The organism is Streptomyces sp. NPDC001480 (assembly GCF_042894725.1).
GTDB lineage: Bacteria > Actinomycetota > Actinomycetes > Streptomycetales > Streptomycetaceae > Streptomyces.
Genome location: NZ_JBIAVX010000023.1, coordinates 93,603 through 108,111, shown reverse-complemented (window position 1 = coordinate 108,111; position 14,509 = coordinate 93,603). Strand labels below are relative to the sequence as shown.

At 68.5% G+C, this 14,509-nt stretch carries 17 protein-coding genes and 1 pseudogene; 8 read left to right on the top strand and 10 right to left on the bottom strand.

From position 1 onward, the window contains the following. Positions 1-158: 158 nt before the first annotated feature. Positions 159-512 (top strand): hypothetical protein, encoded by a 354-nt coding sequence (locus ACFY01_RS40150; RefSeq protein WP_390740725.1) that lies wholly within the window; start codon positions 159-161, stop codon positions 510-512. A 115-nt stretch (positions 513-627) separates the two neighbouring features. Beyond that, positions 628-1,892, top strand: a pseudogene (locus tag ACFY01_RS40145) (IS701 family transposase). Positions 1,893-1,981: 89 nt separating this feature from the next. Here the strand turns inward: ACFY01_RS40145 and ACFY01_RS40140 are convergent. Further along, the gene (locus tag ACFY01_RS40140; protein WP_390740724.1) at positions 1,982-2,812 is read right to left on the bottom strand and encodes an oxidoreductase; all 831 of its coding nucleotides are present in this window, start codon (positions 2,810-2,812) and stop codon (positions 1,982-1,984) included. A gap of 92 nt (positions 2,813-2,904) precedes the next feature. Here ACFY01_RS40140 and ACFY01_RS40135 point away from each other — a divergent pair, with 92 nt between their 5' ends. Then, positions 2,905-3,480, top strand: coding sequence for a TetR/AcrR family transcriptional regulator (locus tag ACFY01_RS40135; RefSeq protein ID WP_390740723.1), 576 nt, complete (start codon positions 2,905-2,907; stop codon positions 3,478-3,480). Between the two features lie 201 nt (positions 3,481-3,681). Here the strand turns inward: ACFY01_RS40135 and ACFY01_RS40130 are convergent, their stop codons facing one another. The 3 genes from ACFY01_RS40130 to ACFY01_RS40120 form a co-directional block, all read right to left on the bottom strand. After that, positions 3,682-3,882 carry a hypothetical protein gene (locus ACFY01_RS40130; protein WP_390740722.1) on the bottom strand — a complete coding sequence of 67 codons (201 nt, stop codon included), beginning with the start codon at positions 3,880-3,882 and terminating at the stop codon, positions 3,682-3,684. Next, complete coding sequence (locus tag ACFY01_RS40125) at positions 3,879-4,097, bottom strand: hypothetical protein (RefSeq protein ID WP_390740721.1); 219 nt, start codon at positions 4,095-4,097, stop codon at positions 3,879-3,881. The genes ACFY01_RS40130 and ACFY01_RS40125 overlap by 4 nt, the downstream gene beginning before the upstream one ends. A 151-nt stretch (positions 4,098-4,248) precedes the next feature. Beyond that, positions 4,249-4,647, bottom strand: coding sequence for a DUF6233 domain-containing protein (locus ACFY01_RS40120; protein WP_390740720.1), 399 nt, complete (start codon positions 4,645-4,647; stop codon positions 4,249-4,251). A gap of 67 nt (positions 4,648-4,714) precedes the next feature. Here ACFY01_RS40120 and ACFY01_RS40115 point away from each other — a divergent pair, with 67 nt between their 5' ends. Together ACFY01_RS40115 and ACFY01_RS40110 are read left to right on the top strand one after the other, a co-directional pair. Beyond that, the gene (locus tag ACFY01_RS40115) at positions 4,715-5,017 is read left to right on the top strand and encodes a sensor histidine kinase (protein ID WP_390740727.1); all 303 of its coding nucleotides are present in this window, start codon (positions 4,715-4,717) and stop codon (positions 5,015-5,017) included. A 298-nt stretch (positions 5,018-5,315) separates the two neighbouring features. Further along, positions 5,316-5,738 (top strand): YkvA family protein, encoded by a 423-nt coding sequence (locus ACFY01_RS40110; protein ID WP_390740719.1) that lies wholly within the window; start codon positions 5,316-5,318, stop codon positions 5,736-5,738. 18 nt (positions 5,739-5,756) lie between these two features. On the opposite strand, the gene ACFY01_RS40105 is transcribed toward ACFY01_RS40110, so the two are convergent. From ACFY01_RS40105 to ACFY01_RS40090, 4 genes are all read right to left on the bottom strand, one after another. Beyond that, the gene (locus tag ACFY01_RS40105; protein WP_390740718.1) at positions 5,757-5,954 is read right to left on the bottom strand and encodes a Chromate resistance protein ChrB; all 198 of its coding nucleotides are present in this window, start codon (positions 5,952-5,954) and stop codon (positions 5,757-5,759) included. Positions 5,955-6,362: 408 nt separating this feature from the next. Beyond that, positions 6,363-7,862 (bottom strand): sensor histidine kinase, encoded by a 1,500-nt coding sequence (locus ACFY01_RS40100; RefSeq protein WP_390740717.1) that lies wholly within the window; start codon positions 7,860-7,862, stop codon positions 6,363-6,365. Continuing rightward, positions 7,859-8,575 carry a response regulator transcription factor gene (locus ACFY01_RS40095; RefSeq protein WP_390740716.1) on the bottom strand — a complete coding sequence of 239 codons (717 nt, stop codon included), beginning with the start codon at positions 8,573-8,575 and terminating at the stop codon, positions 7,859-7,861. Before ACFY01_RS40095 ends, ACFY01_RS40100 begins: the two co-directional genes overlap by 4 nt. A gap of 49 nt (positions 8,576-8,624) precedes the next feature. Next, a complete protein-coding gene (locus tag ACFY01_RS40090) occupies positions 8,625-9,455 on the bottom strand; it encodes a helix-turn-helix domain-containing protein (protein WP_390740715.1) in 831 nt (276 codons plus the stop codon). Between the two features lie 300 nt (positions 9,456-9,755). Between ACFY01_RS40090 and ACFY01_RS40085 the strand changes: the two genes are divergently transcribed. From ACFY01_RS40085 to ACFY01_RS40075, 3 genes are all read left to right on the top strand, one after another. After that, the gene (locus ACFY01_RS40085; RefSeq protein ID WP_390740714.1) at positions 9,756-11,195 is read left to right on the top strand and encodes a sulfatase; all 1,440 of its coding nucleotides are present in this window, start codon (positions 9,756-9,758) and stop codon (positions 11,193-11,195) included. A gap of 124 nt (positions 11,196-11,319) precedes the next feature. After that, positions 11,320-12,522 carry a beta-1,3-glucanase family protein gene (locus ACFY01_RS40080; protein ID WP_390740713.1) on the top strand — a complete coding sequence of 401 codons (1,203 nt, stop codon included), beginning with the start codon at positions 11,320-11,322 and terminating at the stop codon, positions 12,520-12,522. A 46-nt stretch (positions 12,523-12,568) separates the two neighbouring features. Further along, entirely contained in the window at positions 12,569-13,390 is an 822-nt protein-coding gene (locus tag ACFY01_RS40075) for a thaumatin family protein (RefSeq protein ID WP_390740712.1), read from the top strand. A gap of 122 nt (positions 13,391-13,512) precedes the next feature. On the opposite strand, the gene ACFY01_RS40070 is transcribed toward ACFY01_RS40075, so the two are convergent. Further along, positions 13,513-13,902, bottom strand: a complete 390-nt coding sequence (locus tag ACFY01_RS40070; RefSeq protein WP_390740711.1) for a CAP domain-containing protein — start codon at positions 13,900-13,902, stop codon at positions 13,513-13,515. A gap of 240 nt (positions 13,903-14,142) precedes the next feature. Then, complete coding sequence (locus ACFY01_RS40065) at positions 14,143-14,397, bottom strand: DUF6924 domain-containing protein (RefSeq protein ID WP_390740710.1); 255 nt, start codon at positions 14,395-14,397, stop codon at positions 14,143-14,145. Positions 14,398-14,509 lie beyond the last annotated feature (112 nt).

The following is a 14,509-nucleotide window of genomic DNA, read 5'->3' as shown; positions in this document are numbered from 1 at the left end:
ATCAACGCCAACCCCCGACTTCCATGGTCATTCCTCGCCCATATCGGCCTGACCATCCACCCACCACACCAACCGAACTTACGAAAAGATCAGTAGTACTCCAGTGTGGCTTCGTGATCACGTCGGTGGTGTCAGTGGCGCCCCTTACTGTGCCGGGCATGGGCTATGACGTGCACATCACCCGGCGTACGCCGTGGTGGGAGGATGAGGGCGAGCAGATCACCACGCAAGAGTGGGCGGCGGTGGTCGCTGCCGACCCGGAGCTGGAGATGGTTCAGGTGGCCCGGGTTTCTCCGCGAGGCCAGGACACGGTGTTGGAATATCGGCACGAGTGGCTGGCCCAGATGGTCACCCACCCCGAACGGGACACTCACGGTGCCTGGTTGGACTGGGGAGAGGGGCAGATCGTGGTGAAGCACCCGGATGAACTCCTTCTCAAGAAGATGCGGGAGATCGCTGGGGTGCTGGGGGCGCGGGTCCAGGGCGACGACTGCGAGTACTACGACGAGTAAACGCTGCCCACCCGCAGCAGGAACGGTCACCGCGTGATCATCAGGGGTTGTGTGGACTCCTGAAGGCCGTGCGGTGGCCGCGGGCCACAGCGTAGACCCTGCCCGGTGGCGGACGATGTTCGACGAGGTCACGGCCCGGATCGCGGGCCGGTTCAGACGGGTTGAGCCCCGGGCCGCGGCCCGCGCGTACCTGCTCGGACTGCTGTCGGGCGTCGAGTGGAAAAATTGCTGGCAGTTGGCCGAGCAGACAGGTCTTATGCGGCCCGGGCCAATGCAGCGTCTGCTGCGCTGCGCCCGCTGGGACGCCGATGCCGTCCGCGACGACCTGCGTGACTAGGCCGCCGAACACCTCGGCGCCGGCGGCGTTCTCGTCGTCGACGAAACTGGCTTCCTGAAGAAGGGCCGGTCCTCAGCTGGGGTACAGCGGCAGTACACCGGTACCGCAGGACGCATCGAAAACGCCCAGGTCGGCGTGTTCCTCGCCCTGACCACCAACCGGGGACGGGCCCTGATCGACCGACGGCTCTACCTCCCCGAACACTCCTGGTCCCATGATCTGGAACGCCGCAAGGCTGCCGGAATACCCGAGACGGTGCAGTTCGCCACCAAGCCCCGTCCGGCCGGAGAGATGATCGAGGCCGCGCTGGACGCCGGGACCGCCGCGTCCTGGGTGACCGGCGACGAGGCTTACGGCCAGGATCCCCAGCTCCGCGCCACTTTTGAGGCGCGCGGCGTCGGTTATGTCCTGGCCGTCGCCTGCTCGGCGCGGGTGAGGATCAACCACGGCCGCACTCCCGTCCGCGCGGATACCGTTGCCAGCCGCCTGCCCGCCACAGCCTGGCAGCGGCACAGCGCCGGAAACGGCGCGAAAGGCCCCCGGTATTACGACTGGGCCTGGATCCACATCGGCACCGGCAACCACCGGCACCTGCTCGTCCGACGCAACCGGTCCACCGACGAACTCGCCTTCTACCTGTGCTGGTCACCCACCGAAGTGCCCCTGTCCGAACTGGTCCGCGTCGCCGGCATCCGCTGGAGCGTCGAGGAGTGCTTCCAGGCCGCAAAGGGCCAGGTCGGACTCGACCACTACCAGGTCAGGCACTGGACCTCATGGCACCGGCACATCACGCTCGCCATGCTCGCCCTGGCCTTCCTGACCGCCCTCGCCGCCGACGCGGCGCCCGAACGACCCAGCGACGCGCACGACCCAGCCCACAGCTTCGAGCCGATCACACTGACCGTCCCAGAAATCCGCCACCTACTCACCGCCGTCTTCAACCCCGCCGTGACCACGAACAGACTGCTGCGCTGGTCCGACTGGCGCGGACGCCATCAAGCCACAGCCCGACGCAGCCACTACCGACGACGGACCGCCAGTGAATCCACGGATGATCACGAAACCGCACTGGAGTATTAGCCAGGGCATTGCGGGCCGTGATGCGCTCCCCGACCGGCGCCTCGCGGACGGTTCAGCGGGGCATTGCGACGGCGCGGGAGATGACGGTGTCGAAGGTGCGGTCGGACACGATGCGGCGCAGGGCGATGAGGGGGCGGGCGCCGAAGCCGGTGGCGTAGCGGGTCTTGGGGCGGCGGGCGTTGACGGCCTTGCCGATCATGTCGGCGATGACCTGGGGCGGGGAGTTGCGCTTGGTGTTGGCCTCGGAGCGCAGGGAGGAGGCCACGGCGTCGGCCTGCTTGGCGTAGGCGCCGGCGGTGGAGGACTTCTCCAGCTGGTCGGCGGCGATGGCACCCCACTCGGTGGCGATGCCGCCGGGCTCGATGACGACGACGTCGATGTTGAAGGGCTTGGCCTCCAGGCGCAGGCAGTCGCTGAGGGCTTCGAGGGCGAACTTGGTGCCGTGGTACCAGCCGCCGAGCGGGGTGTAGATCTTGCCGCCCATGGAGGTGATGTTGACGATCTTGCCGGAGTGCTGGGCGCGCATGTGCGGCAGGGCGAGCTGGGCCAGGCGCATGGCACCGAACACGTTGACCTCGAACTGGCGGCGGGCCTCGTCCATGGAGACGTCCTCGATGGCGCCATAGGAGCCGTAGCCGGCGTTGTTGACCAGCACGTCGATGCGGCCGGTCTCGGCGACGATGCGGCCGATGCCGGCGCGCATGGAGTCGTCGTCGGTGACGTCCATCGCCAGCGGGTGGATGCCGCGTTCGGCGAGGTCCTGGAGGCGGTCAGTGCGGCGGGCGGCCCCGTAGACGGTGTAGCCGAGGTCGTGGAGCTTGAGGGCGGTGGCCTCACCGATACCGGAGGAGGCACCGGTGACGAGGGCGGTTTTGGCGGGCATGGCGAAGTCCTCACGAAATAAGATGAACGAAGGTTCATCATCTATGCTGAACCAAGGTTCATCTTGATGCAAGTGGAAGGGCAGAAGCTCTCGTGACCCCAGCCAGGGCGCCGCGTGCCGACGCGGTCCGCAACCGGAAGAAGATCCTTGCCGCCGCCAGTGAGCAGATCACCGCGCACGGCCCCGAGGTCGGGATGGACGAGATCGCCGCCGCGGCGGGTGTGGCCGTGGGAACCCTCTACCGGCATTTCCCCACCAAGACGGACCTGGTCGCGGCGGTCGTCGCCGCCTACGTCGCCCGTGTCGCCGACGACGCCGAGAGCGTGCTCGGCCGCATCGAAGCCGGGGCCCGTGCCGCGGACGAACTGACCGCCTTCCTCGGCCGCGTCGTCGAGGCGTCCGTGACCGACCGTGCCGTGAAGGCCGCCGCCCAGACCCTCGGCGCGGAGCCGGGCGACCGCGTTGACGAGGACCGCGCCGGTGCCGCTGTCGCCGCCGTCATCCGAGCCGGCCAGGCCGACGGCGACATCCACCCCGACGTCACCGTCAGTGACATCTACCTGCTGTTCTCCACTGCCCCCACCGACCAGCCAGCCGCAGCCCGCGCCCGCTGGCTCACCCTCGTCACCCCCGGACTGACCACCCACATCCGACAAGCAGGCAACTGAACCGAGGAAGAACGCGCGAAGCTCGCGGGCCTCACCGGTGACGAGTCCGACGCCCAGTGGCGCCGCTGGCGCGAGGCCTCCGCGACGGTACAGGCGGCCATCACCACGTACGCCGAAGCCACCGAAAGCAGCTTGAGCAGGCCGTGAAGAAAACCGTCCGGCACACCCAGGAAGACCCAGCCGGCGAGTAGCCGCCCCGGCCTACCCCTGATCCGGCCAGGAAGCCAGCACCTCACCGGTGTCCTGGTCGGTGAGAGTGATGCGGGCGCCGGGCATGCTGCCGTACTCGCCGACCCAACGTCGGAACTTGTCCCACGCCACCTCCGAGAGAGTCCACCAGCCGTGCTGCACCGGCCGGCCACCCGAAACGAGCAGAAGGTGATAGCGGCCGGGACTGCTCATGCGAGGCGGATCCCTCTGGGCCGTCCCGGCTCGCGGACGATCGCGGCCTTCGCGTCGAGCTCGATGAGCTGGTAGTGCACCGAGGCCCTGCTCCGCATGCAGACGGCGGCCCCGATCTGCTGCATCGTCGGCGCTTGGCCGTGATCCGCGATGTGCTGGCGGATGCAGCGCAGGATGCGCTCCTTGGTGTCGGTGAGGTAGTCGACTCGGTGCATATTTCAATTGGAGCGCTTGTTCGAATTTGTGCCAAATGGAGACACGGCAGCCGGGAGCAGCAGATGAGTGGTGAGCAGCCGCTCTCGCGTCTGGAGGCGCTGCGCTTCGCCCGGCGCGTCGTGGAGCAGCAGGCCGTCCGGCAGCTGCGGGTCATCGACCGGTGATCGCCGATGAGGAACGACGCGAAGCCGAGCGGCGCCGGGGAGAGGAGAAGCGGGCCGCCTCCGCCTGAGTGGCTGATCCCGTACGGGCTGAAGCGGCAGGTCGGGGCTGACCGCGGCCGCGGTCAGCATCGGCTCGGGCAAGGACCATGTCATGCGGCGATCCCTTCCCCACCGGCACCCGGGGCCCTGGCGCCGAGCGCCCGGTCGCCCGGCGGCCGGCCCTGAGTTGGTTGAGGATGCCGAGTGCTGTGTCTGGTCGGCAGTGGATGCAGGCTGGGACCCGCCGGCGCAGTGCCTCCAGGACTTGCTGCCGGGTTACCGGGCGGCACCTGGCCAGCTCCGCAGTCGTGACGGGGGCGCCGGATCGCTCGAGGACCTCGTTCACGAAGGCCGCGGCCTGTGCATCCAGTGCGCCGTATGCGGCGGCAGGGCCCTGCAGTGCGTGCTTGACCGTGGCGCCGCGGCCGTCCTTCCTCTTCACCTCCACCCGGCACAGGCCGTCCTCCGCGTACAGGCGGGTGCGGACCTTCCAGCGCCGTCGCCGGCCCTGGACGTGCGCGCTCGATCAGGCGTTGGACCTCGGTGTCCTGCCCCGTGCCTTCGACCGGTTCGCCCGCGCCGAGGCCAGCCGCACCAGCGAGGGCTCAGGCCTGGGACTCGCCTTCGTGCACGCGGTGGCCAGCGCCCACGGCGGCACCGCACGCGCCGAGAACACCGGGCACGGGAGCGCCGTCATCCTCGACCTGCCCTGCTGAGCAGCACGCGGGCGCCGGGGCGCGGCGTACGGTGCAGGTATGGCGCCGCCCCTGCCGGGCCCGCTGGCCCTCCTCGCCCCGTTGCTCGGCCATTACGGCTACTGGGCTGTCGGCTCCGTGGACTTCGTGGAGGACTTCGGCGTCCCGGCCCCGGGCGAGATGATCCTCATCGCCGCCGGGATCTACGCCGGGCCTCGCCTTCGCCGCGGCCGTCGCAGGGGACAACGTAGACGGACCCTCGTGCACGGCTGGGGCCGCTACGTTCTGCTCATCCCCGAACGCTTCCACAAGGCGGAGGATGAGCGGGATATGGCAGAACCTGATCAGGATCGCCCTCGGCCTGCTGCTGTGCCGGCTGGTGCTGCTGGCCACCCTCCTGATCGCCCGCCCCAAGGGCAACCTGCTCACCGAGTCGGTCCGGCTCCTGCCCGACCTGCTGCGTCTGGTCTCCCGGCTCGCCCGCGACCGCGCCCTCCCGCGCCGCACCCGCTGGCTGCTGTGGATCCTGGTCGGCTACCTGGCCCTGCCCATCGACCTGGTCCCCGACTTCATCCCGGTCCTCGGCTACGCGGACGACGCCAGCGCCGTCGCGCTCATGCTGCGGACCGTCATCCGGCAAGTCGGCACCGACGCCCTCGACCGGCACTGGCCCGGCACCCCCGACGGACTCGCCGTCGTATGCCGACTGGCAGGACAGCCCACCGAGATCCCCCAGGGGTGAGGTGAGGTCCGCAAACGCTCACCGGGTCGGCCCGCCCGCATCCTCACGCGCCAGAGCGGCAGCTTCGAACGCGGCCAAAGCCGAGGCCGCCCGGCCCAGTTCGGCCCGCACCTGCTTGCCCAGCGAGGCACCGAAATAGTCCCAGGCCTCGATCTTTGCCACCCAAGACCGGAACCGCTCCAGGTCGACCTCCGACTCCTCCATCTCCGCGAACACGGCCCGGCCCCGGCCTACCGGCATCGCGCGGGACGCCCATCGCGAACAGTCCGGCCCGCCGTACCGCCGCCAGGGAATGCGCGGCCGGACGCAGATCATGCTCCGTCCGTGCGGCGTTCGCCGCCAACGCCGGTGCCGCAGTGCGGGCCCGCTCCACCAACTCCTCGTCGCAGGCGGCCGCGGGAGTTTCTCGCAATTCAGTACTCATGCCAGCTCCTTTGCATCCGCATCACAGAGAGTCAATTGCATGCGAGGCCGCTGCGAAGTTCGGAAGGAGACAGGGACGCCAGGTCAGAACGCGGGCGTACCGGCGACAGCCGCAAGGCGACCGCCGCCGGATTAATTGGCACTGGCGGGGAATAATTCGACAGGGAGGAAAGCGGATATCGACCCTAGCGGAACGTGAACCTAGGTGCGCTTGGTGAACAGGCTTGGCGGGGCCTGTTCGGGGGTTCGGGTCAGCCAGTCGCGGTGCAGCAGCGGCAGGGTGTACTCCATGTCCTGGACGCCCGTCGCCGGCAGGTGGAGCTCGAAGCGTGTGCCGGGCCGGCCGTCAGGGCGGTCCGACACGGTGATGTGGCCGCCGTGGAGGGCGGCTTGCTGGGCGACCAGGGTGAGGCCCAGGCCGGAGCCGGGGCTGTCGGGGCCGCGGTGGAAACGCTGGAAGATCTCCTCGCGGCTTTCGGGAGGGATGCCGCGGCCGTGGTCGTCCACCACGAGCACCGCGGTCGCCTCACGCCCACCGAGCGGCGGGCGCAGGGTCACCTCGATGCGGGCGACGCCGTCTTCGGCGCGGCCGTGGGTCCAGGCGTTGGTCAGCAGGTTGTCCACCGCCGAGCGCAGACCCTGCTCCCAGCCGTCGACACGCACCCCCGCAGTGGTGCGTACGGACACTTCGGCGTCGGGGCGGGTGCGCCGCAGGTCGGAGACCGACGCCTCCACGAGCTCCCCGAGGTCCAGTGGCGAGAACGCGTCCGCCTCGATCAGGTCGCCCTGTGCGAGCGCCTTCAGCATCACCAGCAGCCCGAGCAGCCGGGTGTGTTCGCGCCCGAGGTCCCCGAGCACCTCCGCCCGGTCCTCGGGGTCGAGACCGGGGTGGTCGGTGAGGATGTCGAGGTTGGTGCGCATGCTCATCAGCGGGGTGCGCAGCTCGTGGGAGGCGGTCGCGGCGAACGCGCGGGCGGTGGCCAGCGCCTCCCCGGTGCGCGCGACCTGCTCGTCATAGCGGGCGAGCACGGTCTGCACCGTGTACGCCAGGTCGTCCACCTCGGTGACCCGGGTCGGTGTGTGCTCCAGGCGTACGGTGCTGGTCCTGGGGTCCAGTCCACTGGTACGCCGCTGAAGCCGCCGTAGCGGAAGAACCGCCCGGGCGGCGATGGCCCAGGCGGTGGCACCGGCCAGTGCGGCGGCCACCAGCGCACCGGTCAGTACCCGTTGGCGCACCAGCGCCAGTTCGTCCTCGGCCGTGTCCGGTGACAGCAGCCACAGATTCGGGGTGTTGCTCTCTTGCGCCGCGGCACCGACGGGCAGTGACAGGACGAGCCAGTCCTGGCCGCCGGAGGTCACGGTGACGGGCGTCGGGGCGTTGCGGGGCAGCGTGGGGTTCGGCTCGGGCTGCGGGCCGGCCGAGATCGTGTCCTGCGGCCCCTTCAGCCGGACGCCCACATCCCGGGCGGAGTTGATCAGCCGGCGTCGGCGGACCTGCTTCAGGAGCGGGTGGTCGGTCCCGGCCACGTCCAGATACGCCTTGGCGTTCTGGGCGACGACCGTCGCCCGGGCGCGTAGTTGGTCGTTCTGGTGCGTGCGCAGGTCGCTGCTGACCAGGTGCAGCAGCAGCCAGCCGGAAGCGAGGACCAGCACGGGCACGCTCACGCCGACCGCGAGCGCGATACGAGTGGACAGTTTCACGGCGTGCCCTCGATGTGCGGGGTCTGGCGGTCCGCGCGCAGGACGAAACCGACCCCGCGCACGGTGTGCACCATCCGGGGCCGGCCGCCTGCCTCCAGCTTGCGCCGCAGATAGCTGACGAAGGTGTCGACGGCGTCACTGCGGACCTGGAAGTCGTATCCCCAGACCCAGTCCAGCAGTTGCTCGCGGGTGAGCACGATGCCCGCGTTGCGGGCCAGGATCTCCAGCAGCGCGAACTCGCGCCGGGTCAGTTGTAGTGGCCGGTCGTCCAGAACGGCCTGGTGGGCGGGCGGGTCGAGGACGAGGCCGCCGACGCGGAGGGGGGCGGTGGCGGCTGGCGGGCGGCGGCGCAGCAGGGCGTGCAGCCGCAGGACCAACTCCTGGAGTGCGAACGGCTTGACCAGGTAGTCGTCCCCGCCCGCCTGTAGGCCCGCCACCCGGTCGGCCGTCTCGTCCAGTGCGGAGAGCATCAGCACGGGTACGTCGTCGCCGTCGTCGCGCAGGGCCCGGCACACGTCGATGCCGCTGAGATCGGGCATGCTGACGTCCAGGACGACGATGTCGGGGCGGCCGACGCGGGCCTCCGCCAGACCGGTGTGACCGCCCTCCGCGACCGTCACCGTGAATCCGCTCAGCCTCAGCCCCCGTGCCAGTGACCGCCGTATCGCCGCGTCGTCGTCGACCACCAGCACCCGCCCGGCCTTGTCTGCCATGCACACCTCGGTTTCACCGCGTCGAACGAACTTGCCCGGAGGAGACCGATCAAAGCACGGGCAGGCTCTGCCCGAGACCGCAGGTGCGCCTCGTCCGGTACTGCGACGGCGTGCATCCCATGATGCGGCGGAAGCTCCGCGAGAAGTGCTCGGAACCAGAGAATCCGCAGCGCCGTCCTATGCGGGCGATGGTGTCGTCGCCGGTCTCGAGATACTTGCGGGCCAGGTCGATCCGGAGTTCGGTGAGATAGCGGTACGGGGTGAATCCGGTGGTGGCCTTGAAACAGCGTACGAAGTGGAAACGGCTGAAGGAGACCAGGGACGCCAGGTCGGCGACCGAGACCGGTCGTTCGAGGTTGGCCCGCATATAGGACAGAATTGTCTCGAGCTGCCCTGAGCTCAGCAGACCGGGTGTCCTGCCCGAACCGGACGAGTGCGGCGCGAGCAGGTGGGCGGCGATGAACTGCGCCGCCGATTGCGCGTACAGGTCGTCAGCGCCGACCTCGCTCGCGGCCGCCACCGCCTTCACCATGGCCGCGAGGAACGGGTCGAACCGCGTCACCGGGTGCGGATCCCACAGATATGGGACGCGTGACCGCAGGTCCTCCTCGGTGATGAACCGGCGCAGCGTGTCGACCGGGAGGGTGAGGGTGGCGATCGTCACGGGCTCCTCACCGGTCGGTGCCACGACCAGCGTCCGGCTCAGCCCCGGGGGAATGATGCACACGTCGTCAGGAAGTGGGAACGCCTCTTTCCCTGTCCGTGTGCCGTGACCTTCGCGTATTTCCAGAAGCCCGCTCAGATGGGCATTCAGTTTGATTCCTGAAGACGACGGCAGATGGAACGTGTGGACGCCCTTCTTGAACGTTTGCTTCCACACTTGCAGGGAGTTCCATGCTTTGCTCCCCACCCCGCTGGTTACCTCCAACGCCCGGTTTCCTCTCGTCCGGTTCCACGGCTCTCGATGCAGGTGCCGTGTACAGAGTGCAGGGGAATCAGAGGCTGCCGCAAGGCGACTGGTCCGGATTAATTGGCCTGAGCACGGAATAATTCAGCGGGAGACAATCTGATATTGACCGGGGCGGTTTCCTGCTGCCACGCTCCCAGCATGATTCGCACTCGTCAATTGCTGACACTTACAGCCGGCTTGGCGGCGATGGTGTTCGCCGCTCAGAGCGGAATGAGCGCGGCGACAGCCCACGCCACCGCCCCCACCGTGAAGCAGGCCGCGGCCACGGCGGCGGCCAAACCGAACATCGTCTTCGTACTCACCGACGACATGTCCACAAACCTGCTCCAGTACATGCCCGAGGTGCAGAAGCTCCAGTCACAGGGCACGTCGTTCAGCGACTTCGTGGTCAGCAACTCGCTCTGCTGCCCGTCCCGTTCGTCCATCTTCACCGGTGAGTACCCGCACAACACCGGCGTCCTCAGCAACACGGCAGGGTCCAACGGCGGCTTCAAGGCCTTCCACGACAACGGCCTGGAGAAGGACACCTTCGCCGCCGCCCTGAAGGCCAAGGGCTACCGCACCGCGATGATGGGCAAGTACCTCAACGGTTACGACCCCAAGTCCACGGTCGACGGCCAGCAGCCGTACGTACCGCAGGGCTGGAGCCAGTGGGACGTCGTCGGCAACGGCTACCGGGAGTACAACTACAAGCTCGCCCACAACCACAAGATGGAACCGCACGGCGACAAGAACAAGGACTATCTGACCGACGTCCTCAGCAAGAAAGGCCAGTCCTTCATCAAGAAGTCCGCGGCGGCGAACAAGCCGTTCATGCTGGAGCTCGCCCTCTTCGCACCGCACGGTCCGTCCACGCCGGCCCCCCGGGACAAGGAGGACTTCCCCGGCCTGAAGGCGCCGCAGGGCCCCGCCTTCGACAAGCTCCCGACCAACGCGCCGCCGTGGCTGGCCCGGCAGAACCCGTTGACCCAGAGCGAGAAGACCGCGATCGACAAGAAGTTCCGCAAGCGCGCACAGTCGCTCCAGGCGGTCGACAAGATGCTCGGCAAGCTGCGCCAGAGCCTGACCAGCGCCCACGTCGCCGACAACACCTACGTCGTCTTCAGCTCCGACAACGGCTTCCACCTCGGTGAGTACCGGCTCAAGGCGGGCAAGCAGACGGCCTTCGACACCGACGTCCGCGTGCCGCTGGTGATCGCAGGACCCGGTGTCGCGGCCGGACGGACGAGCCACGCCCAGGTGTCGAACATCGACTTCGCGCCCACCTTCGAGAGGATCGGCGGCGCCGCGGTGTCGTCCAAGGTGGACGGGCACAGCATGCTCCCCCTCCTGGACGGCGGCTCGGACGCGGGCTGGCGCACGGCCAACCTGATCGAGCACCGCCACGCCGAGCCGGCTCATGACGACCCGGACAACCACGGCACCGAGAGCGTCAGCCCACCGAACTACCACGCCATGCGCACCAACTCCTACACCTACGTCGAGTACGACAGCGGCGCGAAGGAGTACTACGACCTGAGCACCGACCCCGACGAGCTGCACAACATCGCCGGACAGCTGAGCCAGGCCCGCCTCGCGAAGCTGCACGACGCGCTGACCGGGCTGAAGAACTGCCACGGCGACGGCTGCTGGAGCGCCGGACACCCGTAGCAGGGCTCCCCCGCGGTGCCCTGGCCGCCCGCCGCGGCCAGGGCACCGCGTGGGCGGGCGTCCGAGCGCGCCCGTTCCCCACCCGTGTTCCGTCACACACAGCACTGGAGAGAGGAATTTCCGCATGTTCTCGTCCGACGCCCACCCGCCCACCCGCCGCAGAGCGCTCGCCTCGATGGCGGGTGCCCTGGCCGGATCCGCGATCGTCTCCGCCGCCCCGCGCGCCTTCGCCGACTCCGACGGCGCCGACCCGGCCGCCGGGGCCGCGCGAGGGGGGCTGCCGCTCACGGTCGTCAACAGCAGCGGCAAGTTCGCCAACGGCAAGGTCCACCTGTACGTCGTGGGCAGCAAGGGAGACCGGCAGGTACGGCTCACCCGGCGGGGCACCCTGGCCCCCGTCAAGCTCTCCGACAACCACGCGGGCGGCTTCGCCGACTACTCCATCCCGCTGACCGCCCACGGCGCGACCAAGCTGCGACTGCCGCAGATGTCCGGACGCATCTACGTGGCCCTCGGCCACAAGCTGAAGTTCAAGGCCGTCAGGGGCGCCGACGGCAAGATCGGTCTTCAGCAACCGGCCGGCTGGGTGGAGTCCGACCCCAACTTCTCCGTGCTGCACGACTTCGTGGAGTTCACCCACGACGCGTCCGGCATGCACTGCAACACCACCATGGTGGACATGTTCAGCGTTCCGATGATGATCGGGCTGAACGGAGCGAAGAACCACAGCACCGGCCGGCTGCCCGCCGGCAGCCGCGTGAAGGTCTTCAACGCTCTGAGGAACCACCCGGACTTCAAGCACCTCGTCATAGCCGACCGGCGCGTCATCGCCCCGAGCCACGGCCTCGACGCCGGCCGGTTCCCCCAGCACTACTTCGACGACTACATCGACAAGGTCTGGCACACCTACCAGAACAAGAACCTCGTCGTCAGGACGAACGCGGGCACATTCACCGGCCGGGTCAGGAACCAGCAGCTCACCTTCAGCGGCCCCGCGCAGGTCTCCTTCGCCAAGCCCTCCACCCGTGACGTGCTCTTCTGCGACGGGGCGCTCGCCGCCCCCAACGACGGGATCACCGGCCCCGTCGCCGCCGCCCTGGGCGCCGCGTTCAACCGCTCGACGCTGCTGAGCCACAGCAAGCAGCCCACCACCCGCGCGGCCACCTTCTACGACACCGCCGTCACCAACCACTATGCCAAGGCCATCCACGCCGCGACCAGCAACGGCAAGGCCTACGGCTTCGCCTTCGACGACGTCGCCGACTGGGCCTCCTACATCGAGGATCCCAGCCCCCAGCACCTGCACCTGACGCTGACCCCGTTCTGAGACACCCGCTCTTGCGTGCAGCAAGCGACCACCGAGGGAGTACCAGGTGAAGAGATTACGTGAGTTGCTTCTCGCGGCCGTGCTGTGTCTCATGCCGGCCGTCGCGTCCGCCGGAGCCGCGCATGCCGCCCTGGCCGACGATTCCCGCACCGTGCCCGCCGCTACCACCGTCGCCGCACCCGAGGCGAGTGCGGCCGCCGGCGCCCACACGGTGACGTTCGTCAACCGGTCCGGCAAGAAGCTGTGGATCGGCAGCACCGTCAACAAGGACGAGCCCGACGGAGATTCGAAGAACCTGAAGTCGCTGCCCGTGCTCAAACCCGGGCAGTCGGCGACCGTGACCATCCCGGAGGACAAGGCTCCCCACCACTGGCGCGGCAAGTTCTTCGCCCGCCAGGGATGTTCGGGCAAGTCGGGAAGCACGTTCCACTGCGCCATCGGCGACTGCGGAGTATTCGCCCAGCGCTGCGAGACGGGCGAACAGCCGGTCAGCCTCGCCGAGTTCAACTTCGACAAGAAGGACACGAAGGCGCCCTGGTACGACGTCAGCCACGTCAACGCCTTCTCACTCCCCGTCACCATCGCGCCCAAGGGAGCCGAGAAGGTCACCAAGAACGGCTCGTGCTCGCAGCAGGGCTGCCGGAAGAACCTGCTGCGTTACTGCCCGAAGGCCGACCGGCAGCACAACTCCGCCGGGAAGACAGTGCTGTGCGTGAACCCGAACCGGGATGCCACCTCCGCCTACAGCGATGCCATCAAGAAGCACTGCCCCAAGGCCTACGCCTGGTCCAAGCAGGACCAGGAGACCGGCAACAAGACGATGCGGCAGTGCGCCAAGTGCAAGGGCTTCGTCGTGACGTTCTGGTGATCCCATGACCCCATGACCCCCTGCTCCACGAGTCGGCCGCCCCGCGAATACTCCCGCGGGGCGGCCGGCTCATATTCGGTTCAGACGCGACGGCTCAGGCACGTCGGTTCAGAGGCATGGGTTCAGAATTTCGCGCCGAAGTCCTGCGTCCCGTACGGGCCACCCACCGAGCCGGACGCCTTCACGTAGCCGACGCCTATGTGCTTGAGCGAGCAGTCGAGGATGTTCGCCCGGTGGCCCGGCGACTTCATCCACGTCTTGACCACGCCGGCGTCGGTGACCTGACCGGCCGCGACGTTCTCCGCTAGTGAGCTCCAGCCGGTGTAGCCGGCTGCCTCGACCCGGTCCACCATGGTGCAGCCGCTGGAGCCGGTGTGCCCGACGTAGTGGTTTTCCGCCATGTCCGCCGTGTGGCGCTGCGCGGCCACGTGCAGGGCGGGCCTGATTTGGAGTGCCGAGCAACCGGCCCTCCTGCGTTCGGCGTTGGTCAGCTTGACGACTGCCTTCTGCATCGCGGCGGCACTGGGGGCCGCGGGCGTGGAGACTGGCGCCGCGGAGGCAAGAGTTCTCCCTAATCAAGACAGGAATCGAAAGTGGTAACTCAAGCTATCCGGCGACGTTCTGGTACAGCGCACCTAGATTGCTTCAAAACTGGGCGCTATTGCTCTCCGTCACCAGCGCAGGAACTTGTCCTCGCCGTTCTTCCAGCTCCTCGGGTCTGGTGGAGACTGCGAGGAGGCTGTGGTCGCCGGTCATCGTGGCGGCGTCGGCCAGGAACACCACTTCGAGTCCGGGTCGGCGGCCACAGCGGAGAAGGCCATTTCGTCCGTGCTCGCTCCCGCATAGGCACGGTCGTCCACCAGATGGTGGCGGACTTCGAACTCGCCGTCGGACTGATCGAGGATCGCCACGACCGCTCGCCACGCCTCGTCGTCCGAGTAGTCCGTGCGTATGACCAGGGCTTCGGTCTCGAAGTCGTGTCCTGCACGGTTGATGACCGGTCGCATGAATCCCCTCCAGGAGAACGTCGGCGCCCGATCGCGAGGATGGCGACAGACACTCCGGATTATATGCTCGTCTGTTCCGCACGCGGTTGTCGCGCTCGAACTCCCTGAGCAA

Excerpts from the sequence above, each read along its gene's own strand:
- ACFY01_RS40150 (WP_390740725.1), top strand. The coding sequence starts at position 159 with ATGGGCTATGACGTGCACATCACCCGGCGTACGCCGTGGTGGGAGGAT.
- ACFY01_RS40140 (WP_390740724.1), bottom strand. The coding sequence starts at position 2,812 with ATGCCCGCCAAAACCGCCCTCGTCACCGGTGCCTCCTCCGGTATCGGT.
- ACFY01_RS40130 (WP_390740722.1), bottom strand. The coding sequence starts at position 3,882 with ATGAGCAGTCCCGGCCGCTATCACCTTCTGCTCGTTTCGGGTGGCCGG.
- ACFY01_RS40125 (WP_390740721.1), bottom strand. The coding sequence starts at position 4,097 with ATGCACCGAGTCGACTACCTCACCGACACCAAGGAGCGCATCCTGCGC.
- ACFY01_RS40110 (WP_390740719.1), top strand. The coding sequence starts at position 5,316 with ATGAGCGGGATATGGCAGAACCTGATCAGGATCGCCCTCGGCCTGCTG.
- ACFY01_RS40095 (WP_390740716.1), bottom strand. The coding sequence starts at position 8,575 with ATGGCAGACAAGGCCGGGCGGGTGCTGGTGGTCGACGACGACGCGGCG.
- ACFY01_RS40085 (WP_390740714.1), top strand. The coding sequence starts at position 9,756 with ATGAGCGCGGCGACAGCCCACGCCACCGCCCCCACCGTGAAGCAGGCC.
- ACFY01_RS40080 (WP_390740713.1), top strand. The coding sequence starts at position 11,320 with ATGTTCTCGTCCGACGCCCACCCGCCCACCCGCCGCAGAGCGCTCGCC.
- ACFY01_RS40070 (WP_390740711.1), bottom strand. The coding sequence starts at position 13,902 with ATGCAGAAGGCAGTCGTCAAGCTGACCAACGCCGAACGCAGGAGGGCC.
- ACFY01_RS40065 (WP_390740710.1), bottom strand. The coding sequence starts at position 14,397 with ATGCGACCGGTCATCAACCGTGCAGGACACGACTTCGAGACCGAAGCC.